Source organism: Flavobacterium pectinovorum (genome assembly GCF_900142715.1).
Lineage (GTDB): Bacteria > Bacteroidota > Bacteroidia > Flavobacteriales > Flavobacteriaceae > Flavobacterium > Flavobacterium pectinovorum.
Genome location: NZ_FRBX01000004.1, coordinates 198150 through 218968, shown reverse-complemented (window position 1 = coordinate 218968; position 20819 = coordinate 198150). Strand labels below are relative to the sequence as shown.

The 20819-nt window shown below is 32.1% G+C and carries 22 protein-coding genes; 1 reads left to right on the top strand and 21 read right to left on the bottom strand.

What is annotated here, in order from left to right; translation table 11 throughout:
* Positions 1 to 26: 26 nt before the first annotated feature.
* The 8 genes from BUE22_RS14680 to BUE22_RS14640 form a co-directional block, all read right to left on the bottom strand.
* Complete coding sequence (locus tag BUE22_RS14680; RefSeq protein ID WP_073395819.1) at positions 27 to 1310, bottom strand: nucleotide sugar dehydrogenase; 1284 nt, start codon at positions 1308 to 1310, stop codon at positions 27 to 29.
* 302 nt (positions 1311 to 1612) lie between these two features.
* Positions 1613 to 2077, bottom strand: a complete 465-nt coding sequence (locus BUE22_RS14670) for a UpxY family transcription antiterminator (RefSeq protein ID WP_042565893.1) — start codon at positions 2075 to 2077, stop codon at positions 1613 to 1615.
* 77 nt (positions 2078 to 2154) lie between these two features.
* On the bottom strand, positions 2155 to 3546 hold the full coding sequence (locus BUE22_RS14665; RefSeq protein WP_073395814.1) for a UDP-glucose 6-dehydrogenase: 1392 nt from the start codon (positions 3544 to 3546) through the stop codon (positions 2155 to 2157).
* Between the two features lie 26 nt (positions 3547 to 3572).
* Positions 3573 to 4556, bottom strand: a complete 984-nt coding sequence (locus tag BUE22_RS14660) for an SDR family oxidoreductase (protein ID WP_073395811.1) — start codon at positions 4554 to 4556, stop codon at positions 3573 to 3575.
* A 9-nt stretch (positions 4557 to 4565) separates the two neighbouring features.
* Complete coding sequence (locus BUE22_RS14655; RefSeq protein ID WP_073395808.1) at positions 4566 to 7007, bottom strand: exopolysaccharide transport family protein; 2442 nt, start codon at positions 7005 to 7007, stop codon at positions 4566 to 4568.
* 14 nt (positions 7008 to 7021) lie between these two features.
* Complete coding sequence (locus BUE22_RS14650; protein WP_073395805.1) at positions 7022 to 7816, bottom strand: polysaccharide biosynthesis/export family protein; 795 nt, start codon at positions 7814 to 7816, stop codon at positions 7022 to 7024.
* A gap of 71 nt (positions 7817 to 7887) precedes the next feature.
* Complete coding sequence (gene recR, locus BUE22_RS14645) at positions 7888 to 8508, bottom strand: recombination mediator RecR (protein WP_073395802.1); 621 nt, start codon at positions 8506 to 8508, stop codon at positions 7888 to 7890.
* A 176-nt stretch (positions 8509 to 8684) separates the two neighbouring features.
* Positions 8685 to 9050 carry a CoA-binding protein gene (locus tag BUE22_RS14640; protein ID WP_073395799.1) on the bottom strand — a complete coding sequence of 122 codons (366 nt, stop codon included), beginning with the start codon at positions 9048 to 9050 and terminating at the stop codon, positions 8685 to 8687.
* Between the two features lie 153 nt (positions 9051 to 9203).
* Between BUE22_RS14640 and BUE22_RS14635 the strand changes: the two genes are divergently transcribed.
* Positions 9204 to 9833 carry a MarC family NAAT transporter gene (locus BUE22_RS14635; protein ID WP_042565886.1) on the top strand — a complete coding sequence of 210 codons (630 nt, stop codon included), beginning with the start codon at positions 9204 to 9206 and terminating at the stop codon, positions 9831 to 9833.
* A 77-nt stretch (positions 9834 to 9910) separates the two neighbouring features.
* Here BUE22_RS14635 and ctlX read toward each other — a convergent pair whose 3' ends face one another.
* The 13 genes from ctlX to secY form a co-directional block, all read right to left on the bottom strand.
* Positions 9911 to 10846 carry a citrulline utilization hydrolase CtlX gene (gene ctlX / locus BUE22_RS14630; RefSeq protein ID WP_073395796.1) on the bottom strand — a complete coding sequence of 312 codons (936 nt, stop codon included), beginning with the start codon at positions 10844 to 10846 and terminating at the stop codon, positions 9911 to 9913.
* Positions 10847 to 10922: 76 nt separating this feature from the next.
* On the bottom strand, positions 10923 to 11837 hold the full coding sequence (locus BUE22_RS14625; protein WP_073395793.1) for a dimethylarginine dimethylaminohydrolase family protein: 915 nt from the start codon (positions 11835 to 11837) through the stop codon (positions 10923 to 10925).
* Positions 11838 to 11901: 64 nt separating this feature from the next.
* Complete coding sequence (locus BUE22_RS14620; protein ID WP_042565883.1) at positions 11902 to 13179, bottom strand: citrate synthase; 1278 nt, start codon at positions 13177 to 13179, stop codon at positions 11902 to 11904.
* 155 nt (positions 13180 to 13334) lie between these two features.
* Positions 13335 to 14627 carry a phosphopyruvate hydratase gene (gene eno / locus BUE22_RS14615; protein WP_042565882.1) on the bottom strand — a complete coding sequence of 431 codons (1293 nt, stop codon included), beginning with the start codon at positions 14625 to 14627 and terminating at the stop codon, positions 13335 to 13337.
* A gap of 103 nt (positions 14628 to 14730) precedes the next feature.
* Positions 14731 to 15849 carry a glutamine-hydrolyzing carbamoyl-phosphate synthase small subunit gene (gene carA, locus BUE22_RS14610; RefSeq protein WP_073395790.1) on the bottom strand — a complete coding sequence of 373 codons (1119 nt, stop codon included), beginning with the start codon at positions 15847 to 15849 and terminating at the stop codon, positions 14731 to 14733.
* A 246-nt stretch (positions 15850 to 16095) separates the two neighbouring features.
* Positions 16096 to 16587, bottom strand: coding sequence for a 50S ribosomal protein L17 (gene rplQ, locus BUE22_RS14605; protein ID WP_042565880.1), 492 nt, complete (start codon positions 16585 to 16587; stop codon positions 16096 to 16098).
* A gap of 36 nt (positions 16588 to 16623) precedes the next feature.
* Complete coding sequence (locus tag BUE22_RS14600) at positions 16624 to 17616, bottom strand: DNA-directed RNA polymerase subunit alpha (protein WP_026109818.1); 993 nt, start codon at positions 17614 to 17616, stop codon at positions 16624 to 16626.
* A gap of 21 nt (positions 17617 to 17637) precedes the next feature.
* Entirely contained in the window at positions 17638 to 18243 is a 606-nt protein-coding gene (rpsD, locus tag BUE22_RS14595) for a 30S ribosomal protein S4 (protein WP_026982953.1), read from the bottom strand.
* 95 nt (positions 18244 to 18338) lie between these two features.
* Positions 18339 to 18722 (bottom strand): 30S ribosomal protein S11, encoded by a 384-nt coding sequence (gene rpsK, locus BUE22_RS14590; protein WP_007803677.1) that lies wholly within the window; start codon positions 18720 to 18722, stop codon positions 18339 to 18341.
* Positions 18723 to 18730: 8 nt separating this feature from the next.
* Positions 18731 to 19105: a 30S ribosomal protein S13 gene (gene rpsM / locus BUE22_RS14585; protein WP_007803675.1), complete on the bottom strand. Its 375-nt coding sequence runs from the start codon at positions 19103 to 19105 to the stop codon at positions 18731 to 18733.
* 2 nt (positions 19106 to 19107) lie between these two features.
* Positions 19108 to 19224 (bottom strand): type B 50S ribosomal protein L36, encoded by a 117-nt coding sequence (ykgO, locus tag BUE22_RS14580; RefSeq protein ID WP_072945378.1) that lies wholly within the window; start codon positions 19222 to 19224, stop codon positions 19108 to 19110.
* 12 nt (positions 19225 to 19236) lie between these two features.
* The gene (infA, locus tag BUE22_RS14575; protein WP_007136545.1) at positions 19237 to 19452 is read right to left on the bottom strand and encodes a translation initiation factor IF-1; all 216 of its coding nucleotides are present in this window, start codon (positions 19450 to 19452) and stop codon (positions 19237 to 19239) included.
* A gap of 7 nt (positions 19453 to 19459) precedes the next feature.
* A complete protein-coding gene (gene secY / locus BUE22_RS14570) occupies positions 19460 to 20806 on the bottom strand; it encodes a preprotein translocase subunit SecY (protein ID WP_042565879.1) in 1347 nt (448 codons plus the stop codon).
* Positions 20807 to 20819: the final 13 nt, after the last annotated feature.

Below are 20819 nucleotides of genomic sequence, written 5' to 3'. Positions count from 1 at the left end.
TTTTGTATAAAAAAAGAATTTCAGTTCTATAATCTATTATCGGCTATAGCACCTAAAACTCCTTTTACGTCATATAATAAACTATTTGATTTTTGTAACTCTGAAAAGTTTAATTCTAAAAACTCAGCATGGGCAACACCTAATACAATAGCATCAAATTTCTCTGCTGGTAATGAATCTATTGTCGTTAATTTATATTCTTTTTTAACTTCTTGTATATTTGCTAATGGGTCATATATTGTAACAGATATACCATATTCTTTTAATGATTTTACTACGTCTACAATTTTAGTATTTCTAACATCGGGGCAATTTTCCTTAAAAGTAATGCCAAGCATCAAAAGATTTGCTCCATTAACTGAAATCCCTTTTTTAATCATTAATTTAACCACTTGCGATGCCACGTATTCGCCCATACTATCATTCAAACGTCGTCCTGCTAAAATTATTTCAGGATGATATCCAAATTCTTGTGCTCTTTGCGCTAAATAATAAGGATCTACACCAATGCAATGTCCTCCAACCAAACCAGGTTTAAAGGGCAAAAAATTCCATTTAGTCGCTGCCGCTGTTAGTACTTCCTGCGTATCAATATTCATCAAATTAAATATCTTAGCCAGTTCATTTACAAAAGCAATGTTAATATCTCGTTGTGAGTTTTCAATAACTTTTGCGGCTTCGGCAACTTTTATACTTGGTGCCAAATGTGTACCTGCTGTAATGACAGATTTGTAAAGAGCATCAACTTTTAAACCAATTTCTTTTGTTGATCCAGACGTTACTTTTAAGATTTTCTCAACAGTATGTTCCTTATCTCCCGGGTTTATTCTTTCTGGTGAATATCCGGCAAAGAAATCAACATTAAATTCTAAACCTGAAACTCTTTCTAAAACTGGTATGCATTGTTCCTCTGTAACTCCTGGATACACAGTAGATTCATAAATTACAATATCATCTTTTTTTAAGACTTTTCCAACAGATTCACTAGATTTATATAAGGGAGTTAAATCTGGACGATTATTTTTATCAACTGGCGTTGGAACTGTTATTATAAAATAATTACAATCTGCAATATCACTTAAAGTAGTAGTGCAATACAATCCATTTTCATTATTAGGATTAGCAACTAAGACTTTTTGTAAAGCCTCATCATCCACTTCTAAAGTTGTATCAGTACCTGATTTTAAAGTAGCTACTCTTGATTCATTTATATCAAAACCCACAACTGGATATTTAGTAGCAAATAGTCTCGCTAAAGGAAGACCAACATAACCCAAACCTATAATGGCAATTTTTATGTTTTCATCCATTTTTTCTTATCTTTTATCAATTTTGATCATTACAACTCATAGCTTCGCTACTCTGAGTCACAAATATTGGACACAGATACTCTAGAATCATTTTTTGGCAAATATAACACATTCACTCAATTTATTCAATGAGTTTCTTACAGAACTACAAAAGAAACAGAATAAAAAAAATAACGGGTTTTCAAATCTTTACAAATCAGATAACAACGATTTTTTTTACAAGAAAAAAGAGAGCAAATATCACACAAAAAGTGATTTTTGCTCTCTTATTCTTATTATTTGATGCTGATTGTATCCTAAAATTATTTATATTTTATTTTTAGAACACATCCTAAAGATTCCAAAACTAAAATATAATGCGTATTAGAAACTTCTTTTACTATGGCATCCTGATTACTAAAAGCTCCTGTTTCTAACGTTATACGATCACCAACCTGAATTGAAGTTACCGAAACATCACTTAAATTAGGAGATGATAAACTTTTCTTTATAATATTAATCTCTTCATCTCTTACAATTGCAGGTTTCCCTAACCAAAACAAATAGCGAACTACACCCGAAATTTGAAAAACAGAATTTCGCTCACTTTCCAACAACTTAACAAATACATAAGAATTAAAAAGCGGTACTTCAACTTTCTTTTTTCTGTCTGACCATTGCTTTATTTGAGTAATGACAGGACAATAAGATTCAATTCCAATTTCAAGTAGTCTTTCTGCAACCTTTTTCTCCCATTTGGGTTTAGTATAAATAACATACCAATTCATAATTTTTTCTATCTTGAAAATCCAGCCCTATTTGTTATTACTATTTATTTAAATTTCAGATTAACTTTAATCATTAATTAAGAACCTATTCCATTATAAATAAACCCAATTGCTTCTAATTCTTTACCATTTAATATATTTCTTCCATCAAAAACAAAAGCCGGTTTATGCATTGAATCGTAAATTTTCTTCCAATCATAAGCAGCAAATTCATCCCATTCAGTAAGAATTGCAATTGCATGTGATCCATTGCAGGCATTATAAGCATCATCAAACGTTAAAACTGCCGAATTGTTTTCTTCAACTGGTCTTGTTTCTAAATAATTTAAATCATTTAGCATTTTATTTCTTGAAACTTTCGGATCATAAACTGAAATTTTCGCTTGTTCATTGATTAAATCGTCTGCTACATATATAGCGGCAGACTCACGTGTATCATTGGTGTCTTTTTTAAATGCCCAACCTAAAAAAGTAATTTTTTTATCTGCAACTGTGTTATATAACGTCTGAACAATTTTATTTGAAAATCTTCTTTTTTGATGATCATTCATAATAATTACTTGTTCCCAATAATCTGCAACCTCATGTAATCCATAAGATTTAGCGATATAAACCAGATTAAGAATATCTTTTTGAAAACATGAACCTCCAAATCCCACTGATGCTTTTAAAAACTTAGGACCGATTCTACTATCCATTCCAATCGCTCTGGCAACCTCGCTTACATCTGCCCCTGTTTTTTCACATAGTTCAGACATTGCATTTATTGAAGAAATACGTTGAGCTAAAAATGCATTTGCTGTAAGTTTTGACAATTCTGAAGACCATACATTTGTAGTCAATATTTTATCTCTACTTACCCAATTAGCATAAACATCAACTAAAGAATTAATCGCAGCTTCGCCTTCAGGTGTTGTATCTCCACCTATTAAAATTCTGTCTGGATTTAATAAATCTGAAACAGCTGTTCCTTCTGCCAAAAATTCAGGATTTGATAAAATCTGAAATTGAACTCCATTTCCAGTATTATCCAGAATACTTTTTATCGCTTCGGCAGTTCGTACAGGCAAAGTAGATTTCTCTACAACAATTTTATTTTGCTTAGCAACTTTTGCAATTTGCCTTGCACATAATTCAATATATTTAAGATCTGCAGCCATTCCTTTTCCTTTTCCATAGGTTTTGGTAGGCGTATTTACTGAAATAAAGATAACTTCAGCTTCATCTATTGCTTTTTCAACTTCTGTGGAGAAAAAAAGATTTCTTCCTCTCGCCTCAGCTACAATTTCTGAAAGTCCCGGTTCGTAGATGGGTATATTTTCTGTATTTGGATCATTCCAATCTTTAATTCTTTGTTCATTCAAATCAACAACAGTCACTTGAATATGAGGGCATTTTTGCGCAATTACTGCCATTGTTGGCCCTCCAACATAACCAGCTCCAATACAACAAATTTTTGTGATTTTCATTTATTTCTTATTATGTTATCCTTGATTTATTTCAAATTATTCCAATACCAATTTACTGCTTCTTTTAACCCATCCTGCAACGAATATTTTGGATTGTAACCTAATATATTTTTTGCCTTATCGATACTTGCTAATGAATGCGGAATATCTCCCACTCTGTTTACTCCATAGACAACTTCAACATCTGCTATTTTTGAATCAAATTCAGCTAAATATTTTTTCAAATACCCTACCAGATCATTTAATGTATTTCGATCACCATATGCCGTATTATAAACAGTGTTTATAGCTTCCGGATTTTGACTTGTCATAGCTAATTCATTCATCTGAATTACATTATCAATATAAGTAAAATCACGAGAATAATTTCCATCACCATTAATTATCGGGCTTTCATAATGCATGAATTGCATTACAAATTTAGGAATTACTGCAGCATAAGCACCATTTGGATCCTGTTTTCTTCCAAAAACATTAAAATAACGTAATCCAATAGTTTCTAAACCATACGTTTTACTAAAAATCTCTGCATATAATTCGTTTACATATTTCGTAATTGCATACGGAGATAAAGGCTTCCCTATAACATCTTCTACTTTTGGCAATCCTTGAGAATCTCCATAAGTTGAAGAACTTGCCGCATAAATAAAACGTTTAATTTTTGCATCGCGTGAAGCTACCAGCATATTAAGAAATCCTGAAACATTAACATCATTTGTGGTTATAGGATCATTTATTGACCTTGGTACAGAACCTAAAGCTGCCTGATGCAAAACATAATCAACATCTTTTACAGACAAAACACAATCTTCTATATTTCGTATATCTCCTTCAATTAATTTAAAATTAGGATGATTTAAAATATCTTTCAAATTATGACGATGACCCGTCGAAAAATTATCTAAACAAATTACTTTATGACCTGATTTTAGAAAATACTCACATAAATTTGAACCAATAAAACCCGCTCCACCCGTAATCAAAATTTTATATTGAGTTGATGCTTCCATTTATTGAATTTATTTTTTATTGAATTTATTAGAAAGAGACTTTATAAAACCTGGCTTTACTTCTTCTTCGTGATAACCATTAGAATACACTCCATAACCGTACCCGTAAGCAGTTCCATATTTTGCTTTATTTTCATATCCATTCAAAACAATACTTGTATTATTTAGCTCTCCTCTTTTTACTCTAGTATTCAACAACGTGATCATATCTTTTTTAGTATAATTTTGTCTAACAATATACAATGTTACATCTGCATACTGAACCAATTCTAAAGCATCGGAAACAAGACCAACCGGCGGAGTGTCTAAAATAATATAATCATATTTTTGTTTTAACTCTTCTATCAACTCTTTCATTGCTTCACTTATGATAAGCTCAGACGGATTGGGTGGAATAGGGCCGGAAAGTATAACATCAAGATTAGGAATTTCTGTTGGATTAATAATTTCACTCAACGTTTTTTGTTTAATTAAATAATTTACAACTCCTATTTGATTACTCAAATTAAACTCATCTGCTAATCTGGGCTTTCTCAAATCTAAACCAATAATAACAGTTTTCTTTTCGCTTAAAGCGAAAATAGTAGCAATATTTATAGAGCAAAATGTTTTTCCTTCTCCACTTATAGATGAAGTGATCATTAACGTTTTTGAACCACTTACCTGCTGTTTTTTGTACAAAAATTGCAATGAAGAACGAATAGCTCTAAAAGACTCAGAAAGTGCCGATTTTGGCTTATCAAATACTGCTAAATTAACATTACCCTTATTTACACCAATTACTCCAATAAGTGGAATCTGGGTCAATTTATTAATGTCTTCAGTATTTTGAATTGAATTATTAATGAAGAAAATTCCAAAAACGAATAACAAAGGAACTAAGATACCCAAAAATAAAGCCAATACATAATTTACAGAAGTTTTTGGTCCAATTAAACCACCTCCAATATCTTTGGCCGGATCAATAAAATGTATATCTGATAAATTAAAAGCTTTTACAATTTCTGCTTCATTGCGTTTTTGAAGAAATTCAGTGTAAATATTATCATTTAAATCATATTTTCTTTTAATCTTCAATAATTCCTGCTGTTCTTCCGGTAACTTTTTGACTGTACTTTCTGCCTCACCAATTTTGGCATTCACCATAGATAAATCATACAATAGTGAAGATTTTGCTGTAGCGATATTTTCTAATAAAACATCTTTAACAGCGCGCATTTGGTTATCAAAATCTTTAAAAATCTTATCACTTTTTACTGCATAAGCCATCTCTGATCTTTGAGTGGAAAGTGCTATTATTTTTGATACATTAACAACAATATTTGGATCTTCAATTCCAGCAACTGAAGGAGCCGGAAGTCTGGAATAATCGACACTGTTATTCAAATAAGTTTTTAATGAATTATAATATGCTATTTTTCTGGAAATTTGATCTCTCTCTACATCAAAATTCATTATTTGATCTGAAAACTTTGCGCCTCCGGCTTCTATATCATAAACATTCTTATCTTTTCTGAAGGTTTTTAATTCGTTTCCGGTTTGCTTCAATTGCCCTTCCATGGCCACAAGTGTGCTATCTATAAATCGTATTGTATTGTTTGCAAATTGATTTTTTCCGTCAAGCTGAATTTTTATTAACATTCTCACGGTAGCATTTAAGTATTCTACCATTCTGGCTTTGTTTGTACCCTGCATACTTAAAGTCAATATAGAACCTCCTTTATCATCAGAATCTACATTTACGCCTTTATAACGAGACACCGTTCCATTAAAATCATTGAATCTCACAAAATATTCATTTCCTTTGTAAAAACCGGGATTATCGTTTATCTGTAATTTCCAATTTAGAAAAGGCAATACAACTTGCTCACCAACCTTATATCTTTTTATAAACTCTACCGGCTGAACATTTGTTTTTGAATAAGTGTTTGTGGTATAATCTATTAATGAAACTGAACTATTTTCAAAAGGAATACGGATTTCATATTCATTTTCACTTAAAAATTTAATACTTATTAAAGTGTTTGTAAGTTGTCCTTTTGATTTATCAATATTTAAATAGAATGGTACCGCTCCATAAGCATCAATTAAATTATATTTCCCTTGTTGGAAATAATCAATATAAAACTGCAACTTACTTACAACTAATTCATTATGCGACCTTGATTGTAATATAGTCGAAATTCCATTTACCTGATCTGATATTCCTCCCCAATTAAAAACCAAACTAGTATTTGAAGTAAAAAAAGGATTACTCTCTTCTTTGATAGAAATCATCGTTTGCATTGCGTAAATTTTCTCTTTTCGAATATTTACCTGATATGCAATTGTAAATGCAATTATTAAACTAGCGAGAAACCATTTCCAATAACTAGCGATTTTCAATAAAAATCCTTTAAAATCAAAATTTGAATGATTTTCAAAAATCGAAAAATCTTTTATATCTAACATTTTTTGAATTTAGTTTAATTTTTCAGAATCAAATAAACCGTCGTTGCTAATGACAACAAGGTTATAATTGTACCAATTGATTGTATTCCAGTTTGTCCCGTTCCCCATGTTTTTTGTCTTAGTGGTTTTACATAAATGTAATCATTAGGCTGTAAATAATAATAGGGAGATTTCATCACATTTACATCTGTAAGATCAAGGTCGTTCATTTGAACTCCCGTTGGTGTTTGACGAATTACTGTTACCGCTCTTCTATTTCCAACAGTCGTAATGTCTCCAGCGTTTGCAATAGCTTCCATAATATTTACATGTTGTTGAAATAGTGTTTTGGTTCCAGTACTTCCTACTTCTCCATTAATCGTATATCGAAAACCCGCTAATTTGACAGTCACAAAAATATTAGCATCACTTTTAAAATATTCTTCAAGTAACTTTTTTTCAATTTTAACTCTTACTTCCTCGATTGTAAATCCAATTACATTTATTTCACCCAAAATTGGCATACGGATATTTCCATGATCATCTACCGTAAAACCATTGAAATATAATGATGATTCTGATTTTGCTGTAGTTCCTGAAGCTGATTCGGTTGAATTAAAAATAGTAACAAGCTTAGGATCAATTGCTTTTATATCGATACTAATAATATCATTAACTTGCAATCTATAAGGTTTAGATTCGACTGCGGCAATTGTATTTTGTTCTGCTGAAGTATTTTTATCTTGTAAATACACCAAATCTTTTATTGGAATACAAGATGTAAAAAGTGTGCTAATTAACAGCAATATATAAAAGCTTTTTCTTGTCATTATTTAAAATTTAGTCGCAAATATAGCTTTTCCTTTAATCTTCAGGAAATCTAACTTTTGTTTGGTTTTATTTAGTTGTTTTTAAAAGTTTTTTCGAATGGCACTCTGTGTAAAATACTTCTGCCAAGTGTAATTTCATCAGCATATTCTAATTCGTCTCCAACAGATATTCCTCTTGCAATTGTCGAAATCACAATTTCAGATTCTGCAATTTGTTTATAGATATAAAAATTAGTTGTATCGCCTTCCATAGTAGAGCTTAGCGCAAAAATAATCTCAATTACTTTTCCGGATTTCACTTTTTCTACTAAACTTGAAATATTTAATTGCCCAGGCCCAACACCTTCAATTGGAGAAATTTTCCCTCCGAGTACGTGATAAATTCCTTTATATTGTCCTGTATTTTCGATTGCCATCACATCTCTAATATCTTCTACGACACAAATCGTCTGATGGTTTCTGCCTGAATTTGCACAGATTTCGCAAACTGTTGTATCAGAAATATTATGACAGCTTCTACAAAACTTAATATCTTCACGCATATTTAGCAATGCCTGAGATAAAAAACCAGTTTGCTCCTTTGGTTGCTTTAGCAAATGCAAAACCAATCGTAATGCCGTACGCTTACCAATACCTGGTAATTGCGACATTTCGTTAACTGCTTTTTCTATTAACTTTGATGAAAATTCCATAACGACAAAAGTAATACTTTTAATGGTTTAGTAGACTTGGGGACAACTAAATTCACTGTGTTTTAAAGAGCAAATATACTACTAAAGAGTTTTTTTACTTAAATTATAAATCAAATCCTTTCTTATTATTGAACAGAATAAAAAAGGATTTGAACTAAACTGGACAATCCGGAAAATCAATATTGATTTGTTGCCAATAAAACCAAAGTACAAGCAACTTCTGCCTTAATATCATTCAATTCAAGCAACTGATATAATTCAGGATTTTCAGTTCCTGGATTAAAAACTACTCTTTTTGGCTGAGCTTCGATTATGTAATTGTAATAATCACGCTGACGTGTAGGGTTTAAATATAAAGTTACTGTGTCTATATTTTTAACCGGAATGGCTTTAGTTTGAATTTTTACACCGGCTACTTCACCGGTATTTTGACCAATTGCTAAAACAGTATGTCCTTTTTGAACCAACATATTTATAGCTCTATATGCGTATCGATCTGGTTTTGTAGTAGCTCCCAGAACTAAAGTTTTCTTATTTTTCATCATTTTAAAATATTTTACAAAAGTAGTCAAAAAGAATGAGCTAATTTTAAGTTATTAATTTACTAATTAAAGCAATAAAAAACGAATAACCTTACATCAAATTGTTCTGTAATATTAAAATTTGACTATTTTTACTTCGTTAACCAAAACTCTATGGATTTATTTATTTACTTATTTGCTGCTCTTTTTTCGGTTTTAAACCCAATTGGCACTGTTCCTATTTTTGTTGGACTTACACAGGATGACTCTCAGAAAGAACGCTCGAGAATTTCACTTTGGACAGCGATAAATGTTTTTATAATTTTAATGGTTTCTTATTTTATAGGTCAATATGTTTTAACCTTTTTCGGGATCAGCATTGACGCTCTTAGAATTGCCGGCGGAATTGTGATTGTGAATTCAGGATTTTCTTTACTTTCAGGGAAATTCAACAAAAAACGAGGCATCAATAAAAAAATTGAAAATGAAGCACACCATCGAAACGATATTGCGCTTACTCCATTAGCGATACCAATGTTAGCTGGTCCTGGATCGATGTCATTATTAATTGCTTTTTATCAGGAACACCATAAAATGAATGAAATCATTATTTCTAGTTTAGCCATTTTTGCGATTGCCGTTGCCATTTTTGCCATACTTAAAAGCGCACATTATCTGGCTCGTATATTAGGAGCTTCAGGAATTGTAGCAATATCAAGAATTGTTGGTTTTATTGTAATTTCCATCGGAATTCAATACATTGTAAGCTCAATAGTAAATATTATCAAAGGAAATTTGATGTAATTCATCAAACATTTGAATAAAAAACAAAAGGGATAAAACTTATGTTCTATCCCTTTTTTATGGTCTAAAATTATTTTTTAATTTCTTGGCAAAAACACTTCTGCCATCATACATCTTGCACTTCCGCCGCCACAAGCTTCAATTGTATCTAAACTTGAACTTAAAATTTCTGCATGATTGTCTAATTGTGCAATTTGTTTTGGAGTTAAACTCTTATGTGCCGATGCGCTCATGACAATATATTTTTTATCATTTGCCCCTCGAACTTCCAGCATATTTCCGGCAAAATTATTTACCTGAGCTTCAGTAATTAAAATAATTTCTTTTTTATCAGTTTTTAAATTATCCAGCACCATTTTACGTTCTTTCTTATCATCAATACAATCTGCACAAATAACAGCAAAAGTTTCACCCAAACACATCATTACATTAGTGTGATAAATTAATTTACGCTCTCCATCAACAGTCTGAAATGCTTCAAAAATAACCGGAGCATAATCAAAATCTTCGCAAAATTCGATAAACAATTCCTCATCAGCTCGAGGAGATAACGCACAATATGCTTTTCCGTTTGCTCGATCTAAAAGTAGACTTCCTGTTCCTTCCAGAAAAAAACCATCATCTTCTGCAGATGTATAATCCATTATATTAGAAATCTCAAAACCTTTTTCTTCAAGAGTATCTAAAATATCTTCACGACGTTCATGGCGACGATTTTCAGCAAACATTGGATATAAAGCTACATCTCCATTTTCATGAAATGAAACCCAATTGTTTGGAAAAATACTATCCGGAGTATCTGTATCTAAAGTATCTTCGATCACTGTCACATCTACTCCAACGGCTCTTAACTTCTCAACGAAAGTATCAAATTCCTGCTGGGCTTTTGCATTTACAGTACTTGGTAAAAGTCCGTCTAATACTTTTTGGTAATAATTATTTACAGCCGTTTGCTCATTCATTCTAAAAGCAACTGGTCTAATCATTACGATTGCATTTGTAGTTTGTTTCATAAACTATATTTTTTTGTTTCAGGTTTCAAGTTTCAAGTTGCTGGCACCGGAAACATAAAACTTAAAACCATTTTTTTTAATCTCTAATTAATGGTAAAGTAGAACATCTTAACAACCCTTCTTGTTTTGCAATTTCTGCATAAGGAATTTCTTCAACAATAAAACCATTTGCACGAAGCCAATTGTTTAAGCGAGTAAAATTCTTCTCTGAAACTACGACATTTTCATCAATTGAAAATACGTTTGAAAACATATTATACATTTCGTTTCTCTCAATGTGAAATAAATTTTCTTTCCCAAAAAGATTTACTAAATATAAATAATCAGCTTCCTCACGAAAACCTCTTTTATAAATGATCCCTTTATTTTTTCCAACTGGCTGAAAGCAACAATCAAGATGCAAAGCATTATCCCGAGCTTCTAACTTCGATTTAACCAAATCAAATTCTTTGACAATTTTATTCGGGAATAATTCCTTGATAAAATTAACACCATGCATATTTGTTCTTGCTGTGATGTAATCCTTATAATCACTGCCTTTATATGTTCCAATAAAAATATGATTATTCCAAAGCATAACATCTCCGCCTTCAATATGTACTTCCTCCGGTGGGCGAACCACTTTAGTTGCATCCATTTGATCAATTACATATTGAATTGCATCTAATTCACGTTCTCGATCTGGCAAAATATTCGATTTCACAAAAGTGTCGTCAATAACAAAACCTATATCTCTGGCAAAAATTTGATTATAATTTTCAATCATTTCCGGACGATAAACTTTTACATCATATTTTTGAAAAACAGCATTAAAAGCATCCATTTCAGTAACCATGTCCTTTTCAATTGGATATGTTCCTGCTTTAATATGTTCCAATGATTTAGGATCGTAGGCTTCTTCCAAAGATGGAGTTGGCCCATTATGAACGGCTGAACCCAAAACTACAGCACGCAATCTTGACGTTTCGTTCTTTACATTTAATTGCAACATAATAGTATTATATTTTGAGCAAATATAAAAAAAGCTTCACAGTTAAGTGAAGCTTTAAAGTTTTTTATTTGTTAGACTTAAAGTCTCTCAAAGGATGTCCAGTGTAAATTTGTCTTGGCCTTCCAATTGGCTCTTTGTTTTCACGCATTTCTTTCCATTGTGCGATCCAGCCTGGTAATCTACCAATAGCAAACATTACTGTAAACATATCTGTTGGAATTCCTAACGCTCTGTAAATAATTCCAGAGTAGAAGTCAACATTAGGATATAAATTTCTTGACTTGAAATAATCATCTTCAAGAGCAGCTGATTCTAATTTTTTAGCAATTTCTAAAATAGGATCTTCAACTCCTAAAGTCTCTAATACTTCTTTAGCCGCTTTTTTAATAATTTTAGCTCTCGGATCAAAGTTTTTGTAAACTCTATGACCAAATCCCATTAAACGGAATGGATCATTTTTGTCTTTTGCTTTCGCTAAAAACTTATCTGTATCCCCACCATCTTTATTAATTTCTTCCAGCATTTCAAGTACTGCCTGATTTGCGCCACCATGAAGTGGACCCCAGAGAGCAGAAACTCCTGCAGAAATTGAAGCAAATAAACCTGCGTGAGATGAACCAACCATTCTTACTGTAGAAGTAGAACAGTTTTGTTCGTGATCTGCATGAAGAATAAATAATTTATCTAATGCATCAACAATAACCGGATTAGCAGAATAAGGTCCTGTAGGCAATTTAAACATTAATTGCATAAAGTTATCTACATAACCTGTTGTGTTGTCATAATAATTTAAAGGATACCCCATAGATTTTCTGTAGGTCCATGTAGCAATTACAAGAAATTTACCCATTGTTTTACAAATGGCTTCGTACATTTCTTTCTCATTGTCAACATTTACAGCTTTTGGATTAAATGCTGTTAAAGCACTTGTCAAAGCAGATAGTACACCCATTGGATGTGCTGTTTTTGGAAAACCATCAATGATATTTTTCATCTCTTCGTTTACCAAAGTATGTTTTTTAATACCATTTTCAAACTGCTCTAATTCTTGTGCAGTTGGCAATTCACCAAAAATTAAAAGATATGATACTTCCAAAAAGCTAGCTTTCTCAGCTAAATCTTCGATTGAATATCCTCTGTAACGCAAAATTCCTAATTCTCCGTCTAAGAATGTGATCTCACTTTTACAAGATCCAGAATTTTTATATCCCGGGTCTATAGTAATAATACCAGTTAAATCACGTAATTTGTTAATATCGATAGCTGATTCATTTTCGCTTCCTGTGATTACCGGAAGTTCAATTTTTTGACCATCTACTTCTAATGTAGCTATTTTTGACATAATATATCGGAAATAAATCTTTAAAATAATAATTTATCAAATCTAAGGAATTTAAGACTAATTAAAAAAAGAATACTGCTATGAATTTGTTAAAACTCCAAAAAAAAACCACCCATTAAGAAATGGATGGTTTAAATCTATATATAACCTTACAATTATTTAATCTTGAAAGCGTTTAATCCAGGGAAATAAGCTGTTGCTCCTAACTCTTCTTCAATTCTTAATAATTGATTGTATTTTGCCATACGATCAGAACGAGAAGCAGAACCTGTTTTAATTTGACCACAGTTTAAAGCTACCGCTAAATCAGCAATTGTATTATCTTCTGTTTCTCCAGAACGGTGAGACATTACAGAAGTATAACCAGCATTTTTAGCCATATTTACTGCAGCAATAGTTTCAGTTAAAGTACCAATTTGATTAACTTTTACTAAAATTGAATTTGCAATTCCTTTTTCAATACCTGTTGACAAACGCTCAACATTAGTAACGAATAAATCATCTCCTACCAATTGAACTTTATGTCCAATTTTTTCAGTTAAATATTTCCATCCATTCCAGTCATCTTCATACATACCATCTTCGATAGAAATAATTGGATATTTAGCAGCAAGTTCAGCTAAATAATCAGCTTGTTCTTCAGAAGTTCTGATTTTTCCAGTTTCACCTTCAAATTTAGTATAGTCGTATTTACCATTTACATAAAACTCAGAAGCAGCACAGTCAAGAGCAATCATAATTTCGTCTCCAAAAGTATATCCTGCTTTTTCAACTGCTAATTTGATTGTATCTAAAGCATCTTCAGTACCTCCTGCTAAGTTTGGCGCAAAACCACCTTCGTCACCAACTGCAGTGCTTAATCCTCTATCGTGCAATACCTTTTTCAAGCTATGGAAGATTTCAGTTCCCATTTGCATTGCATGTGTAAATGAAGTTGCCTTTACAGGAAAAATCATAAACTCTTGAAAAGCAATCGGAGCATCAGAGTGAGAACCACCATTGATGATATTCATCATTGGAACAGGTAATGTATTAGCAGAAACTCCACCTACATATCTGTATAATGGCAAACCTAATTCATTTGCAGCAGCTTTTGCAGCAGCTAAAGAAACTCCTAAAATAGCATTAGCTCCTAATTTAGATTTATTTGGAGTTCCGTCTAAATCAATCATTAATTGATCAATTGTGTTTTGTTCAAAAACAGAAGTTCCAACTAATTCCTCAGCAATAACAGTATTAACATTATTCACTGCATTTAAAACTCCTTTTCCTAAGAACGCTTTTCCTCCGTCACGTAATTCAACAGCCTCGTGTTCTCCAGTTGAAGCTCCAGATGGAACTGCTGCTCTTCCTAAAACTCCATTCTCAGTTACTACATCAACCTCAATAGTAGGATTACCTCTGGAATCAAAAATTTGTCTTGCGTGAACTTTAATTATAATACTCATTATTTCTGTTTTTTTATTAATAAATTATATATTTTTTTCCGAAATTATAAAATTATTTAATAGTAAAAACGTATTCTTACTATTAAACACCTTTATTTATTAACTACATCGTTTTAGCGGTAGCCAGTTTTATATTCTCAACGAACTGATCAAATAAATAAGATGAATCGTGTGGTCCTGGACTTGCTTCAGGATGATATTGTACTGAAAAACAATTCTTATTTTTCATTCTCATTCCGGCAACTGTATCATCATTTAAATGTACATGCGTAATTTCTAATTCCGGATGACCGTCTAAAGCTTCTCTTTTTACAGCGAAACCGTGATTCTGAGAAGTTATTTCTCCTTTTCCTGTAATAATATTTTTTACCGGATGATTAATTCCGCGGTGACCTCCAAACATCTTATAGGTCTTAACACCATTTGCCAAAGCTATAATCTGATGACCTAAGCAAATTCCAAACAAAGGCTTATCATCCGCTATAATTTCTTTTGCAACTTGTATGGCACCAAATAATGGGTCTGGATCTCCAGGACCGTTCGATAAGAAATAACCATCAGGATTAAATTCAGTTAAATCCTGATAAGTTGAATCATAAGGAAACACTTTGATATAACAATCTCTTTTCGCAAGGTTTCTCAAGATATTTTTTTTAATTCCAAGATCTAAAGCTGAAATTTTATAAGTAGCATTTTCATCTCCAAAAAAATAAGGCTCAGTAGTTGAAACTTTTGACGCCAACTCTAAACCTTCCATGTTTGGCACATTTGCCAATTCTTTTTTCAATTCTTCTACCGAAGTTCCATCTGTACAAATAACAGCATTCATTGCTCCGTTATCACGAATATAACTCACAAGAGCTCTCGTATCAACATCAGAAATACAAATCAGGTTTTGTTTAGTGAAATAATCTTCCAAACTTCCAGATGCATCTTCTCTTGAATAATTAAAGCTAAAGTTTTTACAAACTAAACCAGCAATCTTAACGCTATCAGATTCAATTTCCTGATCATTAACACCATAGTTTCCAATGTGTGCATTTGTAGCCACTAATATCTGACCAAAATAAGAAGGATCAGTAAAAATCTCCTGATATCCTGTCATTCCCGTATTAAAACAAACTTCACCAAAAGTTTTACCGCTAATTCCGATAGATTTTCCGTGAAAAATAGTTCCGTCGCTTAGTAATAAAATGGCGCTTTGTCGTGTCGTGTATTTCATTCTTTAATTTGTGTTGTTTTTTTAATTGTACATGAAACTTGCCAAGCTCATTTCATTTGTAATTATAAGTTTTGCAAATTTACTTCTTTAAAAGAGTGTCTCCAAGATTTTTTAAAAAATTCATTCATAAAAATAATACCTTCGAATTGAAATAAGTTAAATTTCTCATTTTAAAAAAAATCAAAAAAAAAGGATAAACTAAAAATTAGCTTATCCTTGATTTCTATAGAATCATTACTTTCATAATTATTCAGAAGCTTCAGTAGTCGATTCTGACTCAGCAGCAGGAGCTTCAGAAGTAGTTTCCTCAGCTTTTTTTGCTTTACCACCACGACGGCTTTTAGCTTTTTTAACTTCTTTTTTACCTCCATTGTAAAGTTCATTGAAATCTACAAGTTCGATCATTGCCATATCAGCATTATCTCCCAAACGATTTCCAACTTTAATGATACGAGTGTATCCACCTGGACGGTCACCAACTTTAGCAGCTACGTCTCTGAACAAGTCAGTTACAGCATATTTACTACGTAAGTAAGCAAAAACAATACGACGATTGTGAGTCGTATCTTCTTTTGATTTTGTGATTAAAGGCTCAACGAATTGTTTAAGCGCTTTAGCCTTAGCAACAGTAGTGTTAATACGTTTGTGCTCAATAAGAGAACAAGCCATATTAGCCAACATAGCTTTTCTATGTCCAGTCTGTCTGCTTAAGTGATTGAATTTTTTTCCGTGTCTCATTGCTATTTTAAATTTAATCCGCCGTGGCGGATTGAATTATTCTTTATCTAGTTTGTATTTAGCTAAATCCATTCCGAAAGTTAAATTTTTAACTGCAACAAGTTCATCAAGTTCAGTTAAAGATTTTTTACCAAAATTACGGAATTTCATCAGGTCATTTTTATTGAACGATACTAAATCACCAAGTGTATCAACTTCAGCCGCTTTCAAGCAATTTAATGCTCTCACAGATAAATCCATATCAACAAGCTTAGTTTTAAGCAATTGTCTCATATGCAATGACTCTTCATCATACGATTCTGTTTGTGCAATTTCGTCAGCCTCGAGTGTAATTCTTTCGTCAGAAAATAACATGAAGTGGTGAATTAAAACTTTAGCAGCTTCAGTAAGAGCATCTTTTGGATTAATAGAGCCATCAGTTTTAATTTCAAAAACTAATTTTTCATAATCTGTTTTTTGTTCTACACGGAAGTTTTCAATTGCATATTTTACATTTTTTACCGGAGTAAAAATAGAATCTGTAAAAATGGTTCCAATTGCAGCGTTCTGTTTTTTGTTCTCCTCAGCAGGTACATATCCTCTACCTTTTTCGATTGTTAAATCGAAGTTCAATTTGATTTTAGAATCTAAATTACAGATAACAAGGTCTGGATTCAAAACTTGAAAACCTGAGATAAATTTTTGAAAATCACCTGCTGTTAATTGATCTTTACCTGAAACAGAAATAGTAACTGCTTCATTATCGATATCTTCAATTTGACGTTTGAAACGTACTTGTTTTAGATTAAGGATAATTTCGGTAACATCTTCAACAACACCTGAAATAGTAGAAAACTCATGATCTACACCTTCGATACGAACAGATGTAATTGCATAACCTTCTAATGCTGAAAGCAAAACTCTTCTAAGTGCATTACCAACTGTCAATCCATAACCAGGTTCTAAAGGTCTAAATTCGAATTTACCTTCAAAATCGGTTGAATCGATCATGATAACTTTATCGGGCTTTTGAAAATTAAATATTGCCATAAATTTCGACTAAGTCAATTATTATTTGTTGTACAACTCTACGATTAATTGTTCTTTAATGTTTTCTGGGATTTGAAGTCTTGCAGGTACAGAAACGAAAGTTCCTTCTTTAAGATCATTGTTCCAAGTAATCCATTCATAAACATGACTTGAATTTGATAAAGAACGTTCGATAGCTTCTAAAGACTTAGATTTTTCACGAACTGCAACTTTATCACCTGGTTTAAGGTGATAAGAAGCGATATTTACAACCTCACCATTTACAGTAACGTGTCTGTGAGAAACTAATTGTCTAGCACCTCTTCTAGAAGGAGCAATACCCATTCTAAAAACAACGTTATCTAATCTTGCCTCACATAATTGTAAAAGAACTTCACCAGTAACACCTTTAGTTGCTGATGCTTTTTTAAATAAATTTCTGAATTGTTTTTCTAAAATTCCATAAGAATATTTAGCTTTTTGCTTTTCCATTAACTGAACAGCATACTCAGATTTTTTACCTCTTTTTTTAGCCATCCCGTGTTGTCCAGGTGGGTAATTTCTTTTTTCGAAAGATTTATCATCTCCGAAGATTGCTTCGCCAAATTTACGAGCAATTCTAGTTTTTGGACCAGTATATCTTGCCATTTCTAAAAAATTAAATTTAAGGTAGAGATTATGAATTCAGGTCAAATCCTTCGATAATCTATATTCTACCTTGTTTATACTATGAATAAATAAAATTAAACTCTACGTCTTTTTGGAGGACGACATCCGTTGTGAGGCATTGGAGTAACATCGATAATCTCTGTAACTTCAATTCCACCGTTATGAATAGAACGAATAGCAGACTCACGTCCGTTTCCTGGTCCTTTTACATAAACTTTTACTTTTTTAAGTCCTGCCTCAAGAGCTACTTTACTACAATCTTCTGCTGCCATTTGAGCTGCGTACGGAGTGTTCTTTTTAGAACCTCTGAAACCCATCTTACCAGCTGAAGACCAAGAAATAACTTCACCTTTCTTATTAGTCAAAGAAATGATAATGTTGTTGAAAGTGGCAGAAATATGAGCTTCACCCGTTGATTCAACGATAACTTTACGTTTTTTTGCAGTTGCTTTAGCCATATTACTTATTATTTAGTTGCTTTTTTCTTGTTAGCAACAGTTTTTCTTTTACCTTTTCTTGTTCTAGAGTTGTTTTTAGTTCTTTGTCCTCTTAAAGGAAGACCAGATCTATGACGGATACCTCTATAACAACCAATATCCATTAAACGTTTGATGTTCAAAGAAACTTCAGAACGTAATTCTCCTTCAATTTTGTAAAATGAAACAGCATCACGAATCGCTCCGATCTCATCATCATTCCAATCTTGAACTTTTTTGTCTTGGCTAACTTGAGCTTTTTCTAAAATCTCAATAGCTCTACTTCTTCCTAATCCAAAGATATAGGTAAGTGCTATAACACCTCTTTTATTTTTTGGGATATCTACCCCTGCTATTCTTGCCATAATTATCCTTGTCTTTGTTTAAATCTAGGATTCTTTTTGTTTATTACGTACAATCTCCCTTTTCTACGCACAATGATGCACTCGGGACTTCTCTTTTTTACTGATGCTCTAACTTTCATAGTGAATATCCTTTAATATCGATAAGTAATTCTTGCTTTTGACAAATCATAAGGACTCATTTCTAGTTTCACTTTATCACCAGGTAATAACTTGATGTAATGCATACGCATTTTACCAGAAATATGAGCAATTACAATATGTCCATTTTCTAACTCTACACGGAACATCGCATTTGATAATGCTTCAATGATTGATCCGTCTTGTTCTATTGCTGATTGTTTTGCCATAAATATATTAAGCTACCGCTTTTCTATTTTTACCAGTCTTCATTAAACCATCATAATGTTTGTTTAACAAGTATGAATTGATTTGTTGAATAGTATCTATTGCAACTCCAACCATAATTATTAATGAGGTACCTCCAAAAAACATTGCCCAAGATTGTTGTACATCCATAATACTTACAACAATAGCTGGGAACACAGCAATCAAAGCAAGGAATAAAGATCCTGGGAAAGTTATTAAAGACATCACTTTATCAAGGAAGTCTGAGGTTTCAGCTCCAGGACGAACTCCAGGAATAAAACCACCGCTTCTTTTTAAATCATCGGCCATTTTGTTAGTAGGAACTGTGATCGCAGTATAGAAAAATGTAAATACAATAATTAAAGTTGCAAAAACAAAATTATACCAAAATCCAAAGATATTACTAAATGCTCCAACAATAGATTGTGATGTGTCTGATTTAGACAATCCGGCTACAGCTGCAGGTATAAACATAATTGCCTGAGCAAAAATGATTGGCATAACTCCAGAAGCATTAAGCTTAAGAGGAATCCATTGTCTATTACCACCTGCTAAATCTTGCTCATAATCTCCAGTTGTTGTACGACGAGCATACTGAACCGGAATTCTGCGTACTGCCATTGTAAGCAATACACAAGCAATAATTACTAATAACCACACAATAATTTCAATAACTAACAACATTGGACCTCCATTGTTATTGGTAACTCTGGTTGTAAATTCTTGTATAAAAGCTTGCGGTAAGCGAGCTAAAATACCAACCATAATCAATAATGAAATTCCATTTCCAATACCTTTATCTGTAATTTTCTCACCAAGCCACATAGCAAAAATTGTACCAGTGACTAAGATGATAACAGACGAGAACAAAAATTCAGGTGAATTAAAGCCTAGTAAGAATGCACTACCAGGCAATGTTCTGTACAAATTATAGATATAAGTTGGACCTTGAACCAGTGTAATAGCTATAGTCAACCAACGAGTGATTTGATTAATCTTTTTTCTACCACTCTCTCCATCGTTTTGAAGTTTTTGTAAATAAGGAATAGCAATTCCCATCAACTGAACAACAATAGATGCAGAAATATAAGGCATAATACCTAAAGCAAAAACTGAAGCTTTAGAGAAAGCACCTCCTGTAAACATGTCTAGGATAGATCCTAAACCATTTTTAGTTTGTCCCGCTAAACCTGTTAATTGAGTTGCGTCAATTCCAGGAAGCGTAACGTGTGCACCAAAACGATATACTAAAAGCAATCCTAATGTAATTAGGATTCTGTTTTTCAGTTCTTCGATTTTCCAAACATTACTTATTGATTCAATAAATTTCTTCATCTTAATAGATAAG